Genomic DNA, 22,861 nt, shown 5'->3' with positions numbered 1-22,861 from the left:
TGTAAACATACTGCAAATCTACTATACCACATCAACGCGGTAGCTAGAATGTAATTAATGTGTTTCTGATGAAATTTTTACCAGCAGCTGTTCTAGTTCTGGGGAGGAATCGGGGTAGGCCAAGCTCATGCTTTCTAACGCGTGTACAGCAATTTGCAGCACCGCCCAATCTCGGTACCACCTGTGATTCGCAGGAACAACATACCAGGGAGCGGTAGCCGAACTACAACTTTTAAACACAGCTTCGTAAGCTTGTTCATACGCCTTCCATGACTCACGTTCAACCAAATCATTTTTGTCAAATTTCCAGTGCTTTGTCGGATCCATCAGTCGATTCTTCAGCTTGGCTAGCTGAAAATCCTTGGAGATATGCAAAAAAATCTTAACGATTTTAACACCGCTGCTCTCTAGTAATTTCTCAAATTGGTTAATTTGCTTGAATCTGCGCTTTGCCTCAGAATCTGTAACCATACCATGGACTCTCGTTATGAGAACATCTTCATAGTACGAACGAATAAACGCGCCAATCATCCCCTTGGCAGGTACGATTTTATGCGCTCGCCACAAAAAATCATGAGCAGCCTCTTCTTCCGTAGGCGTCCGGAAGCTGTGAACTTCAAAGCCTTGCGGATGTAATCCGCCAAGCGCATGTTTCACAACCCCGTCCTTCCCACTGCAGTCCATCCCTTGGATGACAAATAGGACGGAGAGCTGTTTCTGAGCGTAGAGGATGTCCTGCAGTTCTTGCAGACGCTCGGCAAGTCGTTCCATCTGGGACTCCGCCTCTTCTCGGTCATGTAGGCCTTCCGTTTCATCGGGGTCTATGTTGGCTAGCCGCGTCTTCTTATCCGAATCCAACCGAAAATGACGATAAGGCATATAAAGCCTCCTTTATGTCTGCTGTGATAAGACAGCCTTTAACTTTGTCATGGCACGTTTCTGAATGCGTGAAACACTCATCTGAGAAATACCAAGCTGGTCCGCGATATGCCTTTGAGAGTAGCCTTCGTGATAGATCAAGGCAATGATACGGCGCTCTTCTTCCTTCAAACAGCTCATCGCCTCTTCTAGATCCATCTGCCTCTCAAGCGCGGCATACTCATTCGTTGTCCCAGCAATCATATCTCCAATGGTTGCACTGTCACCCTCCGTTGCAAGAGGGGTGTCGAGCGAAGTGTAATGATAATAGTCGCGCCCAGCTAAAATCTCTATCGTTTCCTCTGGGCTCAACTCCAGGTATGCAGCAATTTCATCGACATTCGGTGAACGTTCCAGCTTAACCGTCAATTCATCTAATGCTCGTTGAACTTGTGAACCCTTCTCCTTAATACGTCTGGGAACCTGTATGTACCAAGATTTGTCACGAAGGTAGTTTTTGAGATGGCCAATCACACATTTCATCGCATACGCTTCGAAGGGAATGTCCATCGTGCTGTCATACTGCTTAAATAATCGCAACATCGACATTTGCCCAACTTGAAAGAGATCTTCATATAGATCTGGGCGGCTTCGCGACATTTTGCCGGCTGCCATACGAACGATAGGTTCGTAGTGCAGCAGCAATGCCGTAGCCGCCTCTTCACATGCTGTTTCTTTGTATATCTTCATTTTGGAATACATTTCGTATAAGGGCTTGGAGGTAGCGGAAGATGCCTTAGCATTCATACCAGTTCCTCTTTTCTACTCGCCTGCCCTGCCAACTGTTTCGTGAGTATAATTTCGGTTCCCTTACCTGTGTGTGTCAGTACCTGCACCTCATCCATCAGCGCTTGCATCAGAAAGAGGCCTAAACCGCCAATATCGGCTTCGCTAATTGATTTATTATGCAGACTCGCGTCGTCATGGTTGGTTTGCACATAATGAAAGCTGCGGCCTTCATCTTTGACTGATATTTTCATGAATCCGTTACTGCATTCAAATTGAAGTTCTATGTTTCCTGACTGTTCCTCTTCATAAGCATGCAAGATTGCATTATTACATGCCTCGGCTACAGCCACTTTCATATCTTCAATATCTTCAAAGGCGAAGCCTGCTTTGGTGGCAACACCATATAACGTTAATCTCACAATGTCTAAATAGTCTGCTTTGGCGGGTATCGTCAGTCCGATGTATGGGCTCATATGATCTCTTCTTTCCTTTCTGTTACACGCTCGGATTGATCTAAACGACCATTGTCTACTAAATAACGGGCAATACCAGTTAGCTCAAACAATCGCTGAATTTTGGCCGGAACGTGGTGGATACGAAGAGGTGCCTGCATGGCCGCTCTAATCTTAAGAACAGAGACAAACATTCCGATTCCCGTACTATCAATATAGCGTAATTCCTTCAAATCTAAGGTTAATGCCTCATCATACTTGTTGACAACCGAATCTAACACAACAGCCAACTCAGGCGCTGCAGATAAATCGAGTTCTCCACTTAAGTATATCGTATTCTCATTTCCATTCGAATGTTTATAGACAAAAAATTTACGTATAGCGTTCACGTGATGACCCCTCTCTATTTGACACGGCTAGCATGCGAAGTTGTTTTTTTGGATCTGATTTGCTGCCACATCTCAATGGACATTGCAGCTCCTTGTAACAGCGTCTTCCATTTGGAGACGATCTTGGGCGCTTCGCTTGGTATCCCTGTTTGTTTCACAGCAGAAATCAAGCCTGAAGCGGATTGCTTGACAGAGGTTGTTAATTCTTTCATCACTTGGCCGACGTCACTCACGGAGCTGAACAAACTGTTGAGTTTCGCTAGTTTCACTCGCACGTCGATGGCCATCTCATTCGTATTGAGAATAACATCCTTCACATCTGACGTAATCTCAGTTACTTCATTCTTCATTTGAGCCATTGTACTCGTTATTTCATCAAGCGAATGTTTGAGTGATTTTAACGTTTGAATCAAATAAAACACGAGAAACACGAAAGCTACCGCAGCAATAATGGCACTAATTTGAACTAACATTTGAATCCCCCCTGACGGCTTAGTTATTAAGTAGTACCCCAATCGTTTGGGTTTGAAACACCCTTATTTTTCAAAATTATTATTTCACCATTCGTGTTTCAAATCGAACTAGCCGGGGTATTTCATGCTATACACCAATTTGCTTTACAGAATGAACAATGGAGGGATTACAATGGTCAAATTAGCTACGAAAGCAAGTCCAATTACTAACCTGCTGGATAAGCAAGTCGCCAACTTCTCGGTTCTCTATATGAAGCTGCATCATTTTCATTGGTATGTGAAAGGTGAGAATTTCTTTACCTTACATATTAAATTTGAGGAGCTTTATACCGAGGCTGGGCTCCATTTGGACGTCATTGCGGAGCGAATGCTTTCCCTTCGCGCTAAGCCAACAGCTACTTTACAAGAACAGCTACAACTAGCTTCCGTTAAAGAAGCGAAGAACATGGAGTCGGCGGAGGAAATGGTTAAGCAGATTTACAACGATTTCACCGCAGTTTGTGCCGAACTCACTGAAGGCATTGAGTTGGCTGAAGAGAACAAGGATCAACCGTCCGCTGATATGCTGATTAGCATTCGCTCATCGTTGGAGAAACATAACTGGATGTTGGAAGCGTATCTAGGTAATTAAAAATATAAAAACCACGGAATGGCGGTTAACCCGTCAATCCGTGGTTTTTGTATGCACATATTTAACAAGCGTAACCTCTGTCCCATCTTGCGTATCGATCTCGACTTCATCCATTAAAGCCTGCATAAGGTAAATGCCTAGACCACCGGTTTGCAACTCACTTGGCGAAGTACCCGAGAACGGTCCTGTCTGCCTATTGGGGTCGTGAGTCTCATAACCAGTACCATCATCCTTCACTTTTACCCGTAAGAACCCTTCGCCAAACTCATAACTAATCTCAATTTGGCCGTTGCCAATCTGCGGCTCACCATGCAGAATCGCATTATTGCACGCCTCAGAAACTGCTACTTTTAAATCTTCGATATCCTCATAAGAAAATCCCATCTTAGAGGCAACGCCGTATAGACTCAGTCTTACTAAATCCAAATATTCTGCCGATGCCGGAATTTGTAAGCGAATTACACTCATGCGCTGCCTTCGATCCCTTCGTTAAGGAATCCCGAAATACCCGTTAAATCGAAAAGTTTGCGAATTGTGGATGGAATATGATGCACGGCCAATGGCATCTTCAACTCATCTCTAATTTTCAAAGCGGAAACAACAATCCCAATACCTGTACTATCAATATATCTGAGTTGACTTAAATTAAGGATTAACGCCTTATCCTCTCGGTGAACAACGGCCTCGAGTGCTTGACGAAACGTTTGAGCTGCTGCCAAATCTAACTCGCCACTGATATGAAGCTGGATCGATTTCTCTAGTTCTACTTGTTCAACCTGGAACTTTTCTGCAGACATGAGCCACACTCCTTTAGTTAAAGTCATTACCTAAATAGTAACAAGGCTCCAGCTTTTATACAAGTTCACTTGTATAGAAGCCTTCACCTGAACATACCTGTAAGCTGGCTTTCCCTAGGGGGCCAGCAGTTAAGTGGCATCTTTCTTCTTACATGATGCCCTTTTTTTCAGCAACAAAGGGATGAGTAAGCTCTCCGCAAAGCACGGCCCCTTGCTCGACAACTACCTGTTTGTCCAATATGACGTAATCCAAATACACTCTAGATTCGATGGCACAGTCCTGCATGATGACACTATTTCTTACGCTGGCCCCTCGGCTCACGGTCACACCTGGGAACAAAATACTGTTTTCCACGTAGCCTTCAATTCGGCAGCCTGGACCCAGAAAAGAATTACGAATTAACGAGGCCTCATGGCAATCAATGTCAAACTCCTCTTCTTTGCACGTGTACACAGATTCCTTATTCATCATAAATTCCTTCCACCCTTGCGGTTGCAAGAGCCTCATACTGTGCGCATAATAACTTTCAATGGAATCCATGATGGCTACATAACCATGATTAGCATAGCCCTGAACATGCAGGTCTACCAGATGCGCATAGATCATGTCCTTCAGGTACCCGTGATAGCCCCGCTCGACGCTCTGTTCAATGATATGAACCAACAGCTTCCTGGACAACACCATCGTTTCTAAATCGATACGATGCGGCGTCAACGTTGGGAGTTCATGATAGACGTGTGAAACGCTAATCACGCGACCTTGCTCGTTCATCTCCAGGTTGAACGCTTTACCGATATGAGCATCACGGTCAATCTCCGCAACGTGCTGATAGAGCAGCGTAATGTCTGCCCCGCTGCTCCTATGGTAATCGACCATATTCTCGAAATTTATCCGATAAATTACACTGCTTGGCGCCAGTAACACGTACTCCTCTGTGCAAGCCTTTAATTCCTCGAGATGACTGTACAAATGATACAAGTCACCCTCCTGGGACAGCCGGGTTATTGCAGGCGCAAGGATGGAAACACCGCCTTCAGCTCCTGTTAACCCCCAATGCTGGCCGTCGCCAACGTGTTCCAATAGCGAATCCGCCTTGGGGCTAGCAAGAAGCAACACCTTCTGAATGCCCGAATTGCTCATGTTGGAAAGCGCAAAATCAACTAACCGATACCGACCTGCAAAAGGCACCGCACCCACACAACGATTACGTGTCAATGTCGATAAGTCATCCTGTTCATTCATGAGGTTGATCATGCCAAGAACATTTTTCATGATGAGCTCCTCCTTCACATTTAGCACCACTTACATCGTAAGCATTCAATTAGGGGTTGCTTTAGCCGAAATTCACCCTCGTATTCGTCAGTTTGACAGGGATTGTCGCTGGATAGTGACGTCCAACCACCGTTTTCTCAGCAATCACAGAGATGCTATCGCTTCCAGGCTTGCCAACAATGGCGCCATCTTTGATGACGGCTCCTTCCCCCACGATCGCATTGAGGATAAGTGCATTTTTACCGATGCTTACGCCCGGCATGATGATACTGTTCATCACCCTGCTGCCCTCGCCAACCCGAACACCTTCGGAAATAACCGAATGACTAACACTTCCTTCAATCTGGCAGCTGTCGCCAATCAAGGCATTATTCACTCTAGCTGTTAAAGCCACATAACCTTTGGTATACTCTCGTTTCGGCGTTAACAGAGGCCACTGCTCACTATTGATTTGCAAATGGGGGTTATATCCCAGTAAATCCATATGAGATTCCCACAAACTTTCGATCGTACCGACATCTTTCCAATAGCCCTCATAAGGAAAAGCCGATAAGTGAGCACCTGCTTGCAGCAGTCCTGGGATAATATTTTGACCAAAATCATGATTCGATGTTTCGTCATTCGCATCCTCTTCCAGGCATGTCTGGAGGACATCCCAGTTAAATAGATATACGCCCATGGACGCCAAATTGCTTATCGGATTGCGCGGTTTCTCGCTAAAACCAGTAATACGATCGTCCTCGTCCGTGCTCATAATTCCGAAGCGGCTCGCCTCTTCCATTTTGACCGGTGTAACTGCAATCGTAGCTACAGCGCCGGATTTCTTGTGATGGGCCAGTAATTCTCTATAGTCCATGTTATAGATGTGATCTCCAGAAATAATCAGAACATATTCGGGGTCATACGCTCGTAAGAAAGAGGCATTTTGATGTATCGCATCCGCCGTACCTGAGTAGGCATTAGGCGCCCCAACCTGCCTTTCCAGCAGCGAAATTCCCGTGCGCTCACTCGTCATACCCCATGCTTCTCCGTTGCTGATATGGGCGTTTAACACAGCTGGCTTATATTGTGTCAGAACACCAATTGTGTTAATCCCGGAATGGCGGCAGTTGCTCAACGTAAAATCAATAATTCGATATTTCCCTCCAAAATGAACAGCTGGTTTGGCGTTATTCTTCGTTAATGGACCCAGTCTAGTCCCTTCCCCACCTGCTAATAGCATAGCTACACATTCCTGCTTCATCATCGTTATCTCATCCTTTCGAGGGAATATATTCGAAAATTACGGCTGCTAGCGGTGGCATATTAACCACCATGCTGTTCGGTCGATTCTGGCAGAACCACTCTTCCGTGTTCAGCTCACTTGCGTTGCCTACGCCTGAACCACCGAATTCGGAGTTATCACTATTAAATATTTCTCGGTACCGTCCTGGCATTGAAATACCAAGTCGATAACCTTCCTGTGCCACCGATTTAAAATTGCAAACAATGACTAACTGCTCGTTTTCCTCATCACCTGTTTTCCGATAGAAGGTTACGATGCCATCACTTTGATCGTCAGTCCCCATCCATTCAAAGCCAAGCGGTTTATAATCCTGTTTCCATAAGGCTGGCTTCGATTTGTAGAAATGGTTCATTTGTGTAACAAAATGTGCAAATTGCTGGTGTTCTTCATAGTCCAGCAGCTGCCATTCCAACGTGTCATCCCAGTTCCAGTCATCCATCTGACCGAATTCATTGCCCATGAAGGTCAGTTTTTTACCTGGATGGCCCATCGTGAACATATAGAGTACGCGTAGATTAGCAAAGCGCTGCCAATCATCCTTTCCTGACATTTTGCCAAGTAACGATCTAGATTCATTCGCCATTTCGTCGTGTGAAAAGGGGAGAATAAAGTGCTCATCCCCAATGTTAAGCAGCGACTGTGCCATTTGGTCTTCCCCCGCGCTGCGCTCTTCTTCACTTTTCTTCTCATATTCAAGTGTGCGCCAGGTATAGCCTAGATCCCATTTGTAATTAAAACCTAGACCTCCGTTAGCTACAGGACTCGTAACACCTGGGAATGAACTTGAATCCTCCGCAATCATCAGCGCGTTCGGATATCGCGCGAAAACAACTGCATTCAGCTTCTGCAGGAAGGCTATGCCCTCCAAGTTCTCATCCCCGCCATACTCATTGGTGATACGAACCTCCTTTCGCTCATCGAAATTCAACGTTAATAGACTAGAAACCGCATCAACACGTAAGCCATCCACATGATACACATCCATCCAGAATAAGGCATTCGTGATGAGAAAACTCAACACTTCTGGCTTCCCATAGTCGAATACACTCGTTCCCCACGTGAGGTTCTCGCTTTTCTGAATGTCAGCGTATTCATAAAGGGGTGTCCCATCAAATCGAGCCAAACCATGAGCGTCTTTGCAGAAATGAGCTGGCACCCAATCCATAATGACGCCAATGCCTTGCTGATGACAGCGATCCACGAAGTACATGAAATCCTTCGGCGACCCATAACGGCTTGTTACGGAAAAGTAACCCGTTACCTGATAGCCCCACGAGGCGTCCAACGGATGTTCCCCGAGCGGCATAATTTCAATATGGGTATAGCCACGGTCCCGCACATAATCAATGAGCTCGTCCGCTAGCTCAACATACGTGTAGAAACCGCCGTCTTCCTTCCGCTTCCAGCTGCCCAAATGAACCTCGTAAATGAGTAACGGCTGCTGCTGCAACTGATCCGACTTGTTCGCCTGCCAATCCTCATCCTCCCATTCATATCCTTCAAGGGACGTAACGATAGAAGCAGTGCCCGGGCGAAGCTCGGAATGGAAGGCCATCGGATCGCTTTTCAGATAACAATCGCCCTGCTCAGTGATCACTTCGTATTTATATAAAGTACCTTCCGTCAGTTCCGGTATAAATAGCGTCCACACGCCCTCTTGCCGAGACATCGGGTGCCCACTGCCATCCCATCCATTAAAGCTGCCAGTTACGTTCACTTGCTTCGCATTCGGCGCCCACACAGCAAAATGAACACCACGTTGGCCACTTCGTTCCTCTAGATGAGAACCGAGAAAATGATAGCACTGATATTGTGTTCCCTCATGCCATAAATACAAGTCCTCTGAATCGACCACAGACGTCATTGTCATCCATTTTCCTCCCAGCATGCCTGATATAATACTCCTTATTACACAGCTAATGGAGGATTGAAACAACAAACGCGCAAGTTTCTTCCCCTTAGAGGAAAAAACTTGCGCGTATTGTTGCAAATTATGAAACAGTTACCATGACCAAACACATGTCGTCTTGAGGAGAACCTATTTTATCATACGGATAGATGCGCTCTATCAGCTGATCAGGATCATGAGAGGTCGAAGCCTTCATACCCGCCATAATTTGAGTCACCCCGTCCGACTCCTCCTTATCGAGCCATTCGGTCAAACCATCGGTGAATAAGGCGATGCGAGCTTCTTTTTGGTAAGAAATTAACCCTTTGTTCATTTCAATTCCTTCAAAAAAACCAATCGCACAGCTGCCTTCGGTCAGCAGCTTCACTTCGCCATCCAAAATGGCAATACCAGCCGGATGACCCGCATTCACATATTCAATCGTGCGGCTTTCCGTGTCCAGTACCATATAGATCGCCGTAAAGTAATAATTGATTAAATTATCGGATCTATGCAGCTGGTTCATTCGCCGATTAAGCTCTTGCATGACACCTTCCGGATCGCAAATGTTCGTAATGGTATCCTTCAAGGCAGAGTAAATGTACATACATACCAATGAGGACGAAATCCCATGACCCATCATATCCAGTAAAATAATGCCATACCGATTCGGAGCGATCGGATACCAAGCATAGAAGTCCCCGGCCAGCTCCGAGGATGGCTTGTACACCGCTGAAATCTGAATGCCATCATCCCTCAGAGGGCTGCTAAGTACACTAAGCTGGACTTGCATGGCTAGGGCTAATTCATATTTGATCCGTTTATCGCGCTCTTTATGCCAGTCTTTCTCGTATTTCAATCGCAACGTCGAACGAATGCGAGCGAGAAGTTCCACCTTATTGATTGGCTTCATGACATAGTCCAAGGCTCCGGCATCCAGCGCTTCAGCCAGTTTATTGGAATCCCCCATTGCCGTGACGAAAATAATCGGAATATCCTTCAGTCGCTCCTCCGCCTGAATCGTCCGACAAGCCTCTACGCCGTCAATTTCAGGCATCATCATATCCATGAGAATTAAATCGACAGGCACTTCAGCTTCACTTGTTGATTCCATATTTAGCACTTGATATAGCTCTTTAGCGGATGAAACCAGCACTAAATCGGTATAACCCGCCTTCAGCAAAATTTTTTCAATGATTAATAAATTCGTTGCGTTATCGTCTACAATGACAATACTCATCCCTATAACCCCTTTCGGGTAAACAAAAATCACAACACGTATGTAAGTAGTTTACCTTACTATCCTAATACCCTACTGCCAACTATTCAATCATTCCTATAAAGAATTTCAAATATGCGCCCCTCCACTTGTTTCAAAAAGAGCTCAGACGGGTATATCCCTGTATAAGCCGAATCAACAACTACCTAATTTAAAGGAGAGATGACTCATGAGTGAAGCAGTCGAAACAAACAAAGGCGGATTTTTCGTAGGATTATTGCTTGGAGGCGCGGTAGGTGCGGTCACCTCATTGTTAATGGCTCCTAAAGCGGGGGAGAAGTTGCGCAAAGACCTCTGGAGCACTTATCAAACTTGGCTGGACAAATCAAGCCAGATTGCCTCCACTTTAAGCAATAAGACCGAAGAGGTTGTCTCCAAAGTGAGTGATAAAACAGACGATATCGTTTCCACCGTTAGCGATAAAACAGAAGATATGGTAACCAAAGTAACTGATAAAGCCACGCACCTTGTAGACACAGCAAAAGAAAATAAGCAACTCGTCTCCGACTCTATACAAGCTGCCAAAACAACGTTTCAAAACAATCAACACTAGCTCATCCTAACATTGAAATGCTTAAAAAGGAGTTGTACACGATGGACAAACATGCCCTGCATCATCAATTAACGGATCTCGGGTTGGAACGTATCGAATACTTGGAGAAATCCGTTTATAAATTTGATATTTATCATGACGCTACCTCAGCTTCCTATCCATTAACTTTGACCACGTTAACTTCAGAGCATGGGAGTACGACCGTGCATTTCCATGAGGCCGATTTCGCAGACAACCAATTCGTTCCCCTTCAAGTCCGACGAGCTGCGCTGGATAAATTAATTGAGCTAGAACAGATCTGTAACGGATCCTCTGGTAAATCACTGGAAGAAGCCAACAATGGCTCTATGGCTCAAGATATGGGCGAGATGAAGAAGCTCGGGAATGAAATGAAGCATATGAAAACCAATAGTGAGTTATTGGAACGGGATATGATTCCGGATCCGATTCAGTAAGCATAGTTCAGATAAATAGAGAGTTATTGGGAGATAGAGGGAACATCGGAGATTTGCGATGATAGACGAAGAGGCTGTTTCAAAAGTCAATTTTGACTTTTTGAAACAGCCTTTTCTTTACCCAACCTCAAACCAGCCACTACCTACACCCAAGGTCAATACCTCGCCAGATATAGACACTATCCCGTTGGCTCAGACGCTCTTCCATGCGAGCACATCTGAGCCAACGGGATAGTACAGATAGTTGCCTTCCCTAGCAGGGCCGACTCTTCTTTAAGCCTTCGGATGGACCATATCCGCTGGCTTCACGTAACTGTCGAATTGCTCAGCCGTCAAATATCCGCTGCGCACAGCTGACTCCTTCAATGTCAGCCCTTCCTTATGCGCTTGCTTCGCAATGCTGGCTGCCTTCTCATACCCGATATACGGGTTGAGTGCCGTTACCAGCATGAGCGATTGCTCCAGATTGCGCTGAATCACCGCGCGATTCGGTTCCATGCCTGCGAGGCAATGGTCGTTGAACGAGCGCATGCTATCCGCCAGCAGTCGTACAGACTGCAGGAAGTTGTGGATGATGACGGGCTTGAACACGTTCAGCTCGAAATTGCCTTGGCTAGCGGCGAAGCCGATGGACGCATCGTTGCCCATCACCTGGCACACGACCATCGTCATCGCTTCGCTCTGCGTGGGGTTGACCTTGCCCGGCATAATCGAGCTGCCGGGCTCGTTCTCTGGAATCGTGATTTCACCGATTCCGCAGCGGGGTCCGCTCGATAGCCACCGCACATCGTTGGCTATCTTCATTAAGTTCGCCGCCAGTGCTTTAAGCGCACCGTGGGCGTAAACGATCTGATCATGGCTGGTCAGCGCATGATACTTGTTCTCCGCCGAGACGAAGCGCGTGCCCGTCTCGCGAGTCAGGGCTTCGGCGACGCGGGCGCCGAACTCGGGATGCGCGTTCAGCCCCGTCCCGACGGCGGTCCCGCCGATCGCGAGCTCGCGCATCGTGTCTACGGCGCTGCGTACCATACGCGCCGTCTGCTCCAACATGGCCCACCAGCCGCTAATCTCCTGACCCAGCGTCAGCGGGGTCGCGTCCTGCAGGTGGGTACGGCCGATCTTGACGATGTCGGCGAAGGCCGACATCTTGGTGTACAGCGTTGCCTGCAGCAGTTCTAGCGCAGGCAGCAGTTCTTGCTCTACGGCGATGACGCCAGCAACGTGCATCGCCGTCGGGAATGTATCGTTCGAGCTCTGCGAACGATTCACATCATCGTTGGGATGGATGCGCGAAGCGCCCTCCCCGATCAGTTCATTGCCACGATGGGCGATCACCTCGTTGACGTTCATGTTGGACTGCGTGCCGCTGCCCGTCTGCCAGACGACAAGCGGAAACTCATCGTTCCAGAGGCCTTGTACGATTTCGTCAGCCGCTTGTGAGATGGCCTCTGCCTTTTCAGGCGGCAATCCGCCGAGGTCACGGTTAACGTGAGCGGCTGCCTTTTTGAGGAGCGCAAAAGCACTAATCAGCCTCACCGGCATTCGCTCGGTACCAATTTTGAAATTCTCGAAGCTGCGCTGGGTCTGTGCCCCCCACAACTTATCCACAGGTACCCTGATTTCCCCCATGGTATCCCGTTCTATCCGATATTCTTGCGTCATACATACCCTCCTCTATCTGTCCATAATCTGAATCGTAAGGAATAATACCCACGCTTTAACAACATCTAACAATCCTCATATAGTTTCCCCGCATTTGGGAGGCTTATGAGTCGCAACTGGTTAACTAGCAGAAGCTAGAGCTATAATGAGGAATACAGAGACTACCCCTGTTAGAGACAGGGTCATTTATGAAAGGAGACTATCGTCTATGGAAACGAAATTAGCGATCATTGTCCGTTCCACGGAGATTGATGTGAACGGCCATGTAAATAATGCCAAATATTTGGAGTACCTCGAATGGGGGCGTGAAGAATGGTATGAAGCCTGCGAGCTATCTTATGAGACTTTTGGTGCCCTAGGCTTGCAGACCGTGACCGTAAATATCAACATCAATTACCGTAAGGAGTGCAAGCAAGGCGAACATTTGACAGTGAGCTGCCGCCCTGAGAAAATCGGCAATTCCAGCTATGTCCTCCAGCAAGAAATTCGTAACCAACAAGGTGAACTATGCGCAGATGCGCTTGTAACCAGCGTGACAATGGACAGTACAACGCGCAAAAGCCGGGAGGCCCCGGCGGCATTACGTGCATACTTCGCTTAGTCGTTCAACATAGATGACTTCGTTAACGGGCAGTGACCGAGAGGCGGCGCATCCGGTATGAACACCGTGAGTTTTCGCATGAAATAGCAGGATTCTGGAAAATGGTGTTCTAGAAAACGAAGTGTCGATTTTGATAATAATTCGTCATTTCGATATTGAACGACGATTCGCTGTACGAAATCATAGAATTTTTTTACAGTTCCCAGTACTTCCTTTGCGAATCGAATCTCCGCCGGGAAACCAGGCGGTGTAAAACGCAAATAACCTTGCATGGCACGATTTTTCGTCATATAAGACGAGAAAAGCGAAGCGAACTTATCCGTCTCTACGCCAAGTGGAATCTCCACTGGGTCCAGCAGCCCATTCAGCAGCACAGCATGCCCAAGCTGATCCTCCAGCCAGAGATCCAACAATTCGGTTAGTCTCAACGGGGCCGCTGGAACACCTTGCATCCAGTACGAGAGTTGCCGCAAATATTCTCTGTTTTCATTAATGGTTCCATTAAAGTAAGAGGGCGTCAGATTCAGGTTAATACGATTCCACAGCCTTAAATGCTGCATATGCCCTTCTAGTCTGCAATAAGCATCCGCAAGCGGGTACACGCTTCTAGCGAAGGCTTGCATGGTCGGTGAATCTGCACCCTCGGACGGTGCTAACCCCTTCGCGTGACGAAGAGCATCTTGAAATTGTGGAATGAACTTCTCTGCTTCCTTCCACCATTTCGTTTCCACTGGAGATAAATAATCCCTCAAAAAGTGCGCATGATCTTCCAGCACTTCCAGCCAAAATAAATGCTCCTCCTGCAACGAGATTCGCACTTCTTGTGTCATGCAGTTCCCCCTCCTCCGCACGCCTTTCTTTCCTTCAAAATGTATGAAAGAAATCGGCGCCATAGACCGCTTCACGGTTTCGGGGCTGGCCCCTTACTACGCGCTCTTCCGTTTTTTATCCAGAAGACAAGGGGATAGATAAAGAACAAACACTCGATAAATAGGGCAAAAGTTGCCCAGCTGCTATTAAAATAACCCGCTAATTCTACAGGGTTTTTAGCTAAAATTAGGGACATGGAGACGACAATGGCCGCCAGCGGGAATGTAATTGGTTTATAAGTACTTAGCGACAGCGCTTGCGAGCAAAGCAGCGTCCCTATCGTAAAGATAATACTTAGCTTAATGAAATAGCCTGTGAACCAGATCGAGACAATAAGCGCATCAGTATTGCGTAGAAAGTCGCCTAGATGCAGGAATCCCGTAAGCTCTAACGCAGGATATACTAACGTAGCCGCAAGCTTAGGTCCGAAAAAAAACATTATTAACAAAAATTCTACAAGGAGTATGTAAGTACCCGCCAAGGATCCTACCCAAATGACTTTACGGATTTTTTGATTGGTATTTAGCTCTGGAATGATATAAGAGAACATCATTAATTCCCCATACCACGGGATAATGGCATACGTTTGTGCCCACAGTGCCTTCCAATCATGAACACGCGTAAACTCGTACCACATGGGTGTATCCATTGCCGTAAGAAAATATAACGGTTTGAATACAAACAACACGCCAATAAATAAAAAGCACCCCTGTGCGAATCTGAAAACAGTTGAAACACCAGATTGGGTTAAAGACGCAACGGCAACCATGACCAGTACACCAACAGCAGCAGGTGGTGTTTCCCGCAAATAAGTTGGGATGAAGAAGTCAGTAAACTCACGCAGAATATAGGAGGCTAGATGTAAAAAAAAGAACGATATCAGAAACAAAATACCTTTGTGAAGGTACTTGTTTATGATAGTCCCTCCGTATTCACCCAAATAGTTGGAGGGTTGGCGGAGAGCAAACCTGAGGCTGAGCGTTGCAATCGCTGTTCCAAAAATCGCGGCAAGTACGATACACAATCCACCGTCAAAGGAGACCGCACCCGCAAGATGACTAATGAGAAAGGCAATCGTGGTAGAAAACACGAACACAAAGGTCATCGCCCCCAACTGCAGTCCTGTCACTGTTCCTTGTTGCTTCACCTTGCCGCCTCCCTGTAATGCCTATCTTTGAACAATGAAGCTTTGTAGCGGCTCAAATAGCAAACGGATTGCATGACTGGGATTTACCCACTCCGGCCAGAAAATACTGAGGGCTCCAAAAACAAACGCGACACCAGTAACCGACAGCGCAAGCCTCTTTTCTTTTGAGCTTGCAGATTGACGTCGAAGCAACGAAATTTGATAGATCAGGATACAACCAATACCCAGAATTAAATAGAACATTGGAATCTGATCTCCTTTCGAATTCAAAGTTTCGCTGAGCGGCTTATCCCCGTGCTTCGCAAGACCACATGAACTTGAAATTCAGGATCTGTATGTGTAAACATCATCTCGCGGGGATTTTCCGACCATTCCTGCCACATCCCAGGATATTTATATTTAACTAATTCGCTCCACTGAAAAACATCGGCCTGGTGGTCTTGCGCCTTCTCACTCGCAGATTGAATGAGATGTCTAATACGATTGCTCACAGCCTTCTCCACGATGGAAATATTCGTTGGGGCGTTTAAATTCATATTGGATTCAATGGAAATGAGATCTGCTCTTGCTTGAATAGTTACCTGAAAGGTGACCCTGTCTCCGTTGCGAATCGCTCGCGTCCTATGCTTCACATCAATGAGTCTAGCGCTGAAAACACCCTTATTATCTGGGAGTTCCCCCGTAATGATCATCTCCGGAATCCGATTCTTCATCATTAAAATGCCCATCGCTTCATCATTCGTAAATCGACCTGTAACAGCGCCATTTTTCAAAATGGCTGCGCCTCCAACCCCCGACCACTTCACAGATTTGGCTTCTGTCAGCAGCTTAAGATCACGCAAAGTTAACTCTGGAATATATGAGTCGCCCAAGTTATTCCATTGTGCATATAATAAGTCTCGGATTCGGATTGGGGGAACTCGCTTTGTATGCGCTGATTCTCGCCAGATCTCAGTGGGGAAACGTTCAAATACAGATTCCAACTTCGCTAAATTTCTGGCGAGGCCATTGAAATAAAACACATAGATGGGCAATCTGAAATCCGTTGCACGAATCAAATGATCCAACAAAGGGGTCAAGCCCGCCCTTGCAAAACGATCGCCAATGACGATAACTTGCATTTGTCCCCACGTAACCGATCTAGGTAACTCCGCTTGAATATGTTGGAGCGCTTCTGCGACATCCGAGCCTTTGCCCGAAATCGATACATACGGTTTTTGATTAACACTATTCGAATTGAGTCCATTTGATATGCGGTTCGGCAGCATGAATAACGTAGAGACTTCCGTCTGCCCATCCTCATTTAGATCAACAAGCATCGTTGATACGAAGGTTCGGTCATTGAGCTCTTGTTTGGACCAGCAGCCTGTTAATCCTATTGGAATCGCCGTGATAAGCACCAGCATGCCAATCATACGCTTTATTTTTGGCAACATTGCAGCCCCTCCTTGATGGATCAAGGTCGTTTCTTGCCCATCCATTTTGTCCAAGGAAATCGGCCAGCGGCATCCCTCATCTGTTCCGACTTAAAAGGAATGAACGGAGATAGATACGGTGTGCCATAAGACTCCATGGACAACAAATGAATATAAATAAAAAAGACCCCAATCAATAGTCCGAGAAGCCCAAATATCGCCGATATGAATAATAGCGCAAACCGTAGGAATCGAACCGTCAAGGTAAGTGAGAAATGCGGCACAACAAAGGAAGAAATCCCTGTGAGAGCCACGATAATGACCATGGGTGCACTCACGATGCCAGCCTGAACGGCTGCTTCGCCTATGACAATAGCCCCAACAATAGAGATTGTCTGTCCCATCGTTGTAGGGATGCGCTGCCCCGCTTCTCGCATGACCTCGAACGTAACCTCCATAATGAGAGCCTCCAGGATCGCGGGAAAAGGAACAATATCTCTGCTTGCAGCTAATGAAATCAACATATTGTAAGGGAGCATTTCTGGATGAAAGGTCGTAATGGCCACATACGCTGATGGCAGAACCAGACTGACAGCAAAAAATATGTACCGGAGCAGACGGATCCAGCTGCTGTAAAAATAGCGCTGATAATAATCCTCTGCCGACTGCATAAACGACAATAAGGTCGCGGGGGCGACCAAATTACTTGGCGTTCCGTCTGTCAAAAGCGCTAAGCGTCCTTCAAATAAAGAAGAAACCACTACATCCGGTCTCTCTGTATTCAGCATTTTCGGAAATGGCGATATGAGCCTTTCGTCCAGTAACTCTTCAAGAAAGCTGCTATCTGGAACGCGGTCTGTTCGAATTGCCCCAAGCTTCGTTTGAAATTGCTGCACCAGTGCAGCGTCACAACGACCTTTCATATAGAGCAAAAGAACGATTGTACGTGATTCACTTCCGATAATAAATTGCTCTACAACAAGATTATCGCTTTTGATGCGCTGACGGATGAGTGACAAGTTCGTAGATACATCTTCAACAAAGGATTCCTTCGGCCCTCGAATCGTCTTCTCATTCTCAGAGACATTCACTTCTCGCTTCGCTTTTTGAGGAAATGGGAATACGACGCCCGCCGTCTCACCAGAAATACATAGTAAGACATACCCGTTAAACAATCCTTCTAGCGCTTCTTCTGGCGTATGTGAAACGTTATAGGCAGCTGAAAAAAACGTGTTACTTTGGAAAATGCTATGGAGACGCTCGTCGCTGCGTCCCGGATAGGGCTGCAGCAACTTACGCAGTACATGCGTTTGCAGCATCTCCAAATCAATCGCATCCATCATATAGTAAATTGTGCAGATGAAGTCGTCTTGCTCAATCCTTTGCGAGATCACATCCAAGCGATCTTGGAGCTTCTCACGGATCCATTGCGTCAATTCCATATAACATGGCTTCCTTTTTGGTAGTAGTTTCCTCTGACTTGGATGTAATTATGCATCCTATGGCGAATCAATTGGAAATTACTTCATGGAGCCACTTCATCTATTCTCTGTGGATAACTTATGTCCAATCGGCGTTGGCAGTCCATCCATACTCGTCATATTTTTCTTCTCCCAATAGGCAAGCAAACCTTCGTCCCCTTGCTTCGTCGCCCATTTTTGCAGCGTATTACGCTCTCCCTCATAAGTATAGAACGGTACACTAAAGCCGCAGGACGACTTCACCTCATGAATATCGATGACCATAATTTGCCGCACCCCTGGCAGCAACTCGAACTTCGGCGCCAGCTGCTCCCACTCATCAGATCCAGACAGTACCACATGGCCTTTTCCATACAACCTGATAATCTCTGGCGGTCCCTCGATAGCCATGAACATAATGGTGATGCGGCCATTTTCCGCTAGATGAGCGCTGGTTTCATTGCCACTTCCAGTCAAATCTAGATAGGCCACTTGATTGGCCGATAGGATGCGCAGCACATCGTGCCCCTTCGGTGAAATATTGACATGCCCTTCCGCTGATAATGGTGCTGAACCAACGAAGAAGATATGTTGCTTGGCGATGAACGCCACGTGTTCCGGCAGAAGTGCCTCGAATGATTTCCCCATTTTGCACTCACTCACTTTCCATTTTCTTCTATTATGTGCCTCCTAACACTATTTGTGAAATACATAAATTATGTACACTTTATAGGTAACACCTATAGGAAAATGTAGAACCATCCATTGAACACCCTCCCAATGACAATTACATATTTTTGGAATTACAGGAGAAAGTAAGGGGATCTGATGATGAGGAGGGGACACGCGTGAAACAAAATCCGCCGGTCGAAGCAGCAGAGGCCTATTTCGAACACATTTTCTCTGAACAAAGCGACTTTCAATCGAAAGAATTGCTTATAGGAGGAGCGTTATTTCAACTGTTCTATTTCGAATCGCTTGTCGATCTGTCCCTCGTTCAAGAATTCATTCTAAAACCACTGCTTCTCCGCCCTCAAGAAGGTATTCGCGAAGTGGTATCCATTCTCGACTATGCTGAAACTGAAAATTGGGAAGAAGCGGTTCAAGCCATATTGTACGGTAAAATTGTACTCTATCCAGGCGGAGACAGTAAGCTTTACCTCCTAGGTGTTGACTTGAAGAAGGAACGCTCCGTTAATATTCCAATTAATGAACGCGTTTTACGCGGAGCAAACGAAGCTTTCATCGAGAATTTAGATACCAACATTAATCTGATGCGCAAATTAATTAATTCTACAGAGTTCGTTGTAAAAACATACACGATTGGACGGCTTTCGCGAACGAAAGTCGCTGTGATGTACATCAAGTCGATTGCCACAACAGCGATCGTCGATGAGCTGGAGAGAAGGCTAACTAGCATTGACATTGATTATGTCGAAGCGCCAGGATTTATCGACGAAATGATTCGGGAGAAGAAATTCAGTCTATTTCCACAACTTCTCATTACAGAACGGCCTGATCGTGCGCGTTCCTATCTGATGGAGGGGAAGGTTGTCATCGGAACTGCTGGGTCATCAGATGCCATTATTATGCCTGTAACGTTCTGGTCTTTCCTGCAAAGTCCTGATGATTATCAAGTAAGTTGGCTGATAGGTACGTTCTTTCGCCTCTTGCGCATATGCTGCCTGTTCATTACGATTGGCCTGCCCGCCTTGTATGTGGCTGTCAGCGCCTTCAACCCACAACTGTTGCCAATTAATTTCGTGAATACACTTCAGAGCTCTCTGAAATACGTCACGTTCCCGCCCGTACTCGAAGCACTTTCCATGATGTTCATGCTTGAGATATTAAGAGAAGCAACCATTAGGCTAGCGAGTCCCGTCGGCCAAACCATTGGCGTCGTAGGTGGTATCGTCATCGGAACAGTCGTCGTGCAGGCTAACTTAGTTTCTAATACGATCGTTATCGTTACTGCTCTAACAGGCTTGGCCTCCTTTGTCCTGCCTTCTTACGAAATGAGTAGTGCAGTTCGCCTGTTAAGCTATCCGGCGCTCCTTCTTTCCGCGTTGTTCGGCTTGTTTGGACTCGCGTTCTTCTTCATGATGATTTGCATTCATCTATGCCAAATGACAACAATGGGACTCCCTTACTTTACACCGCCGTTCTCCTTACGCGATACGAAGGATACGCTGTTTCGAGTCCCCATCTGGGGATTACTTAAACGCCCCATAGAGTCGATTTCAAGCAATCGCACAAGGTTAAGGAATCCAAGGAGTTGGAAACGCCAATGAAGGAAGAAACCATCACAAGGAGACAGCTGATTTCGCTTGTTATTATGGTTCAGCTCGGAATTGAAGTATTGTCACTGCCCCATGTGGAAGCTGGAACTGCAGGCCACGATACATGGCTAGCTGTCTTGCTAGCTGGACTGGCCTCACAAGCAGGCATCACGATCCTCTGGTGGCTTGGCAGTCGCTACCCTAAGCTTAACTTCTACGCCTACATCCCACTAATTGTAGGGAAACCAATTGGAGCCAGCATTAATTTATTGCTGGGATGCTATTACGCCTTTTCTGGATTTTTGTTAACACTACTTTATAGTGACATCTTAAAAAGATGGCTCTTTCAACTCACGCCTAGGTGGGTTCTTATTCTTATGCTTCTCCTCGTGTGCGGCTATGCAGCTACGTCAACACTCAGGCAGCTTGCTAATATTTCACAAACCTTTATGGTCTTCGCTTACATCAGCTTTTTGCTCATCGTATTTAGCGGAATTTACGGCCTTGATGCGAGAAATTTGTTGCCTGTTCTTCCCAATGGTTGGTACCCGCTTCTGAAAGGTGCCTATTCTGCCTTCAGTTCTTACGTTGGTTATGAGCTGCTTCTTTATGCTTACCCCTATGTACAGTCAGATAGTAAAAAAAAGGTACTGCTTTCGATGACATTAGCGAATGCTGCTACTACCGTATTTTATATTGCCGTGTGCCTGATCTGCTCCATGAAGTTCAACTTAAAACAGCTGGAGGTTATTCCGGAACCGATAATTTTTATATTAAAAAATTATCGTGTTGACATCTTACAGAGCATTGATATCTTATTCCTGATTTTCTATGTATGCATTGTATCGGCAACGATATATACCTATTTCTTCATGGCTGCCAAAGCATTCCTGCACTTACGCACCCGTGGCTTGGGTAAACAGGTTATTTGGGCATGGATGATAGTCGCTCTCTGTCTACTTGGAGGTTTCTTCTTGACGAAGCTTAATGACATTCTGCAAATTGCTACGATTCAAGATATGATATCCATCGTGTTGGTCGTCGCTCTACCGGTTGTTCTGCTCATTATTTCTGGGATACGCGGTACGAGGAGGCACGAGACATGAAAAAAGTGGTAACAGCGCTACTCATCTGCTTACTGCTGACAGGTTGCTGGGATCAGTCACAACTGAAGAAGCTGCTCTTTGTCGATGTCATCGGCTTAGATTACGCTGGTGACAGCAAGCAACTACAGGTCGGCTGTGTTATTTCCTCGCTTCAGAATGCCAATCTAGGAGGAGGCAATCCGAACAACGTATTCGTGGAATCAACAGGCGATAGCATCTATGACGCTGTGAATAAAACAAATAAAGAATTTCCTGGCATTCTTACTGTGCTAGAAACCCGGCTATTTCTGATAAGCACCGCATTCGCCAAAGATCAGCCGCTGAACTATCTCAATAGTACCAGCCAATTCATAGCCAATCCTTTGTACGGCTATCTGGCTGTGTATGACGGCGATCTGACTACGCTGCTGCGTAAGAAAAAAATAAATGATCAGACCTTATCGGAATATCTTGTAGGTTTATTGGAAGATGATAAGAAGAGGGGCAAAATCCCCTTGAATAAGATAGTTCAGTATATCCTTGGAGGAGCGGGGTTCCTTAACGACTTTGCACTCAATCGGTTGGAACCTTACGAGAACGGCGTTCGACTCGCAGGTACCGCTTTATTTCGAGACGGAAGATATACGGGCGTCAATCTCGATGATGATAATACCCTCATAGCCACGCTCCTGGATGGTACATCTGGTAAAAATCAACTTATCACAGGTAATGTGGACGGAAAGCACTATACTGCACTAATACAGAACGCCCATCGCGATTTCCATATTCACCCTAGGGACGGCCGTCTTCATGACATTGAAATCTCGTTAGATTTAGATCTTAAACTCATTGAAGCTGGATTTGAGAGTAAGAGACATACGAAAGACATGCTCGCCGAGTTAGAAAAGCAAATCACAGCTAGTCTTATCCCAAAAGTAACTAACGTGATGGCAATCCTGCAGAAGACCAATTGCGATTATCTGCAGCTTGGACACGAGGTGTCCGCCTATCATCCCAAGCTGTTTGGCGGCATCGACTGGTGGCGCGAGCAGTATCCGACCCTCCCTATTCAACCACAAGTGAAGGTCAAGATTCTGAATACAGGTATTTTGGAATAACGTCAGTGAGAAAAACTTGCATTCCCTTTGCATATTTTCCCTCTACTCGAAGAATACTTAGTTGGTTGAATCTTAGCTTATGTTTACGACGCCGGATTTCTG

General features: G+C 46.1%; 25 protein-coding genes. 7 read left to right on the top strand and 18 right to left on the bottom strand.

Features of this window, described 5'->3' with window-relative positions; genetic code table 11:
- Positions 1 to 54 precede the first annotated feature (54 nt).
- Genes AC58QT_RS33330 through AC58QT_RS33310 form a run of 5 tightly spaced genes read right to left on the bottom strand, consistent with a single transcriptional unit; the run spans position 55 to position 2,961 of the window.
- Entirely contained in the window at positions 55 to 879 is an 825-nt protein-coding gene (locus AC58QT_RS33330) for a PPK2 family polyphosphate kinase (RefSeq protein ID WP_497412742.1), read from the bottom strand.
- A gap of 12 nt (positions 880 to 891) precedes the next feature.
- Entirely contained in the window at positions 892 to 1,665 is a 774-nt protein-coding gene (locus AC58QT_RS33325; protein ID WP_497412741.1) for a sigma-70 family RNA polymerase sigma factor, read from the bottom strand.
- On the bottom strand, positions 1,662 to 2,120 hold the full coding sequence (gene rsbW, locus AC58QT_RS33320) for an anti-sigma B factor RsbW (RefSeq protein ID WP_497412740.1): 459 nt from the start codon (positions 2,118 to 2,120) through the stop codon (positions 1,662 to 1,664). Before rsbW (AC58QT_RS33320) ends, AC58QT_RS33325 begins: the two co-directional genes overlap by 4 nt.
- Complete coding sequence (locus AC58QT_RS33315) at positions 2,117 to 2,488, bottom strand: STAS domain-containing protein (protein WP_497412739.1); 372 nt, start codon at positions 2,486 to 2,488, stop codon at positions 2,117 to 2,119. Before AC58QT_RS33315 ends, rsbW (AC58QT_RS33320) begins: the two co-directional genes overlap by 4 nt.
- Positions 2,489 to 2,502: 14 nt before the next feature.
- Positions 2,503 to 2,961, bottom strand: coding sequence for a DUF948 domain-containing protein (locus AC58QT_RS33310; RefSeq protein ID WP_310501742.1), 459 nt, complete (start codon positions 2,959 to 2,961; stop codon positions 2,503 to 2,505).
- Between the two features lie 172 nt (positions 2,962 to 3,133).
- Between AC58QT_RS33310 and AC58QT_RS33305 the strand changes: the two genes are divergently transcribed.
- Positions 3,134 to 3,592 carry a Dps family protein gene (locus AC58QT_RS33305; protein ID WP_497412738.1) on the top strand — a complete coding sequence of 153 codons (459 nt, stop codon included), beginning with the start codon at positions 3,134 to 3,136 and terminating at the stop codon, positions 3,590 to 3,592.
- Between the two features lie 33 nt (positions 3,593 to 3,625).
- Here AC58QT_RS33305 and rsbW (AC58QT_RS33300) read toward each other — a convergent pair whose 3' ends face one another.
- The 6 genes from rsbW (AC58QT_RS33300) to AC58QT_RS33275 all read right to left on the bottom strand — a co-directional run bounded on the left by rsbW (AC58QT_RS33300) (position 3,626) and on the right by AC58QT_RS33275 (position 10,075).
- Positions 3,626 to 4,060 (bottom strand): anti-sigma B factor RsbW, encoded by a 435-nt coding sequence (gene rsbW / locus AC58QT_RS33300; protein ID WP_497412737.1) that lies wholly within the window; start codon positions 4,058 to 4,060, stop codon positions 3,626 to 3,628.
- The gene (locus AC58QT_RS33295) at positions 4,057 to 4,389 is read right to left on the bottom strand and encodes an STAS domain-containing protein (protein WP_497412736.1); all 333 of its coding nucleotides are present in this window, start codon (positions 4,387 to 4,389) and stop codon (positions 4,057 to 4,059) included. Before AC58QT_RS33295 ends, rsbW (AC58QT_RS33300) begins: the two co-directional genes overlap by 4 nt.
- A gap of 148 nt (positions 4,390 to 4,537) precedes the next feature.
- A complete protein-coding gene (gene glgD, locus AC58QT_RS33290) occupies positions 4,538 to 5,662 on the bottom strand; it encodes a glucose-1-phosphate adenylyltransferase subunit GlgD (protein WP_497412735.1) in 1,125 nt (374 codons plus the stop codon).
- Positions 5,663 to 5,723: 61 nt separating this feature from the next.
- A complete protein-coding gene (locus AC58QT_RS33285) occupies positions 5,724 to 6,908 on the bottom strand; it encodes a glucose-1-phosphate adenylyltransferase (RefSeq protein ID WP_497412734.1) in 1,185 nt (394 codons plus the stop codon).
- A gap of 7 nt (positions 6,909 to 6,915) precedes the next feature.
- Positions 6,916 to 8,817, bottom strand: a complete 1,902-nt coding sequence (gene glgB, locus AC58QT_RS33280) for a 1,4-alpha-glucan branching protein GlgB (RefSeq protein WP_497412733.1) — start codon at positions 8,815 to 8,817, stop codon at positions 6,916 to 6,918.
- 121 nt (positions 8,818 to 8,938) lie between these two features.
- Positions 8,939 to 10,075, bottom strand: coding sequence for a PP2C family protein-serine/threonine phosphatase (locus AC58QT_RS33275; protein WP_497412732.1), 1,137 nt, complete (start codon positions 10,073 to 10,075; stop codon positions 8,939 to 8,941).
- 208 nt (positions 10,076 to 10,283) lie between these two features.
- Between AC58QT_RS33275 and AC58QT_RS33270 the strand changes: the two genes are divergently transcribed.
- Complete coding sequence (locus AC58QT_RS33270; protein ID WP_310501734.1) at positions 10,284 to 10,667, top strand: YtxH domain-containing protein; 384 nt, start codon at positions 10,284 to 10,286, stop codon at positions 10,665 to 10,667.
- Positions 10,668 to 10,708: 41 nt separating this feature from the next.
- Entirely contained in the window at positions 10,709 to 11,122 is a 414-nt protein-coding gene (locus tag AC58QT_RS33265; RefSeq protein ID WP_310501733.1) for a hypothetical protein, read from the top strand.
- A 273-nt stretch (positions 11,123 to 11,395) separates the two neighbouring features.
- Here AC58QT_RS33265 and fumC read toward each other — a convergent pair whose 3' ends face one another.
- Positions 11,396 to 12,784 (bottom strand): class II fumarate hydratase, encoded by a 1,389-nt coding sequence (gene fumC, locus AC58QT_RS33260; RefSeq protein WP_497412731.1) that lies wholly within the window; start codon positions 12,782 to 12,784, stop codon positions 11,396 to 11,398.
- Positions 12,785 to 12,992: 208 nt separating this feature from the next.
- Between fumC and AC58QT_RS33255 the strand changes: the two genes are divergently transcribed.
- A complete protein-coding gene (locus tag AC58QT_RS33255) occupies positions 12,993 to 13,385 on the top strand; it encodes an acyl-CoA thioesterase (RefSeq protein ID WP_497412730.1) in 393 nt (130 codons plus the stop codon).
- Here AC58QT_RS33255 and AC58QT_RS33250 read toward each other — a convergent pair.
- From AC58QT_RS33250 to AC58QT_RS33225, 6 genes are all read right to left on the bottom strand, one after another.
- On the bottom strand, positions 13,382 to 14,215 hold the full coding sequence (locus tag AC58QT_RS33250; RefSeq protein WP_497412729.1) for a DUF2935 domain-containing protein: 834 nt from the start codon (positions 14,213 to 14,215) through the stop codon (positions 13,382 to 13,384). The two genes, AC58QT_RS33255 and AC58QT_RS33250, sit on opposite strands and share 4 nt — an antisense overlap.
- Before the next feature lie 71 nt (positions 14,216 to 14,286).
- A complete protein-coding gene (locus AC58QT_RS33245; protein ID WP_497412728.1) occupies positions 14,287 to 15,402 on the bottom strand; it encodes a GerAB/ArcD/ProY family transporter in 1,116 nt (371 codons plus the stop codon).
- A 21-nt stretch (positions 15,403 to 15,423) separates the two neighbouring features.
- Positions 15,424 to 15,645 carry a hypothetical protein gene (locus AC58QT_RS33240; protein WP_497412727.1) on the bottom strand — a complete coding sequence of 74 codons (222 nt, stop codon included), beginning with the start codon at positions 15,643 to 15,645 and terminating at the stop codon, positions 15,424 to 15,426.
- A gap of 23 nt (positions 15,646 to 15,668) precedes the next feature.
- Positions 15,669 to 16,838: a Ger(x)C family spore germination protein gene (locus tag AC58QT_RS33235; RefSeq protein ID WP_497412726.1), complete on the bottom strand. Its 1,170-nt coding sequence runs from the start codon at positions 16,836 to 16,838 to the stop codon at positions 15,669 to 15,671.
- Positions 16,839 to 16,858: 20 nt separating this feature from the next.
- Positions 16,859 to 18,259, bottom strand: a complete 1,401-nt coding sequence (locus AC58QT_RS33230; RefSeq protein WP_497412725.1) for a spore germination protein — start codon at positions 18,257 to 18,259, stop codon at positions 16,859 to 16,861.
- 96 nt (positions 18,260 to 18,355) lie between these two features.
- The gene (locus tag AC58QT_RS33225) at positions 18,356 to 18,925 is read right to left on the bottom strand and encodes a pyridoxamine 5'-phosphate oxidase family protein (RefSeq protein WP_497412724.1); all 570 of its coding nucleotides are present in this window, start codon (positions 18,923 to 18,925) and stop codon (positions 18,356 to 18,358) included.
- Between the two features lie 200 nt (positions 18,926 to 19,125).
- Between AC58QT_RS33225 and AC58QT_RS33220 the strand changes: the two genes are divergently transcribed.
- From AC58QT_RS33220 to AC58QT_RS33210, 3 genes are read left to right on the top strand one after another with little or no spacing between them, the layout of a single operon-like run.
- The gene (locus tag AC58QT_RS33220) at positions 19,126 to 20,568 is read left to right on the top strand and encodes a spore germination protein (protein ID WP_497412723.1); all 1,443 of its coding nucleotides are present in this window, start codon (positions 19,126 to 19,128) and stop codon (positions 20,566 to 20,568) included.
- On the top strand, positions 20,565 to 21,662 hold the full coding sequence (locus tag AC58QT_RS33215) for a GerAB/ArcD/ProY family transporter (RefSeq protein WP_497412722.1): 1,098 nt from the start codon (positions 20,565 to 20,567) through the stop codon (positions 21,660 to 21,662). Before AC58QT_RS33220 ends, AC58QT_RS33215 begins: the two co-directional genes overlap by 4 nt.
- Positions 21,659 to 22,759, top strand: coding sequence for a Ger(x)C family spore germination protein (locus tag AC58QT_RS33210; protein WP_497412721.1), 1,101 nt, complete (start codon positions 21,659 to 21,661; stop codon positions 22,757 to 22,759). Before AC58QT_RS33215 ends, AC58QT_RS33210 begins: the two co-directional genes overlap by 4 nt.
- Positions 22,760 to 22,861 lie beyond the last annotated feature (102 nt).

The organism is Paenibacillus sp. J31R109 (assembly GCF_059692055.1).
This window is presented reverse-complemented; position numbering and strand designations above follow the sequence as displayed.

Bases quoted from the DNA above. Each gene is read 5' to 3' on its own strand.
- AC58QT_RS33275 (WP_497412732.1), bottom strand. From the start codon at position 10,075: ATGAGTATTGTCATTGTAGACGATAACGCAACGAATTTATTAATCATT.
- AC58QT_RS33265 (WP_310501733.1), top strand. From the start codon at position 10,709: ATGGACAAACATGCCCTGCATCATCAATTAACGGATCTCGGGTTGGAA.
- AC58QT_RS33330 (WP_497412742.1), bottom strand. From the start codon at position 879: ATGCCTTATCGTCATTTTCGGTTGGATTCGGATAAGAAGACGCGGCTA.
- AC58QT_RS33225 (WP_497412724.1), bottom strand. From the start codon at position 18,925: ATGGGGAAATCATTCGAGGCACTTCTGCCGGAACACGTGGCGTTCATC.
- AC58QT_RS33325 (WP_497412741.1), bottom strand. From the start codon at position 1,665: ATGAATGCTAAGGCATCTTCCGCTACCTCCAAGCCCTTATACGAAATG.
- AC58QT_RS33310 (WP_310501742.1), bottom strand. From the start codon at position 2,961: ATGTTAGTTCAAATTAGTGCCATTATTGCTGCGGTAGCTTTCGTGTTT.
- AC58QT_RS33250 (WP_497412729.1), bottom strand. From the start codon at position 14,215: ATGACACAAGAAGTGCGAATCTCGTTGCAGGAGGAGCATTTATTTTGG.
- AC58QT_RS33295 (WP_497412736.1), bottom strand. From the start codon at position 4,389: ATGTCTGCAGAAAAGTTCCAGGTTGAACAAGTAGAACTAGAGAAATCG.
- glgB (WP_497412733.1), bottom strand. From the start codon at position 8,817: ATGACAATGACGTCTGTGGTCGATTCAGAGGACTTGTATTTATGGCAT.
- rsbW (WP_497412737.1), bottom strand. From the start codon at position 4,060: ATGAGTGTAATTCGCTTACAAATTCCGGCATCGGCAGAATATTTGGAT.
- glgD (WP_497412735.1), bottom strand. From the start codon at position 5,662: ATGAAAAATGTTCTTGGCATGATCAACCTCATGAATGAACAGGATGAC.
- fumC (WP_497412731.1), bottom strand. From the start codon at position 12,784: ATGACGCAAGAATATCGGATAGAACGGGATACCATGGGGGAAATCAGG.
- rsbW (WP_497412740.1), bottom strand. From the start codon at position 2,120: ATGAGCCCATACATCGGACTGACGATACCCGCCAAAGCAGACTATTTA.
- AC58QT_RS33235 (WP_497412726.1), bottom strand. From the start codon at position 16,838: ATGTTGCCAAAAATAAAGCGTATGATTGGCATGCTGGTGCTTATCACG.
- AC58QT_RS33240 (WP_497412727.1), bottom strand. From the start codon at position 15,645: ATGTTCTATTTAATTCTGGGTATTGGTTGTATCCTGATCTATCAAATT.
- AC58QT_RS33255 (WP_497412730.1), top strand. From the start codon at position 12,993: ATGGAAACGAAATTAGCGATCATTGTCCGTTCCACGGAGATTGATGTG.
- AC58QT_RS33210 (WP_497412721.1), top strand. From the start codon at position 21,659: ATGAAAAAAGTGGTAACAGCGCTACTCATCTGCTTACTGCTGACAGGT.
- AC58QT_RS33230 (WP_497412725.1), bottom strand. From the start codon at position 18,259: ATGGAATTGACGCAATGGATCCGTGAGAAGCTCCAAGATCGCTTGGAT.
- AC58QT_RS33270 (WP_310501734.1), top strand. From the start codon at position 10,284: ATGAGTGAAGCAGTCGAAACAAACAAAGGCGGATTTTTCGTAGGATTA.
- AC58QT_RS33215 (WP_497412722.1), top strand. From the start codon at position 20,565: ATGAAGGAAGAAACCATCACAAGGAGACAGCTGATTTCGCTTGTTATT.
- AC58QT_RS33285 (WP_497412734.1), bottom strand. From the start codon at position 6,908: ATGATGAAGCAGGAATGTGTAGCTATGCTATTAGCAGGTGGGGAAGGG.
- AC58QT_RS33305 (WP_497412738.1), top strand. From the start codon at position 3,134: ATGGTCAAATTAGCTACGAAAGCAAGTCCAATTACTAACCTGCTGGAT.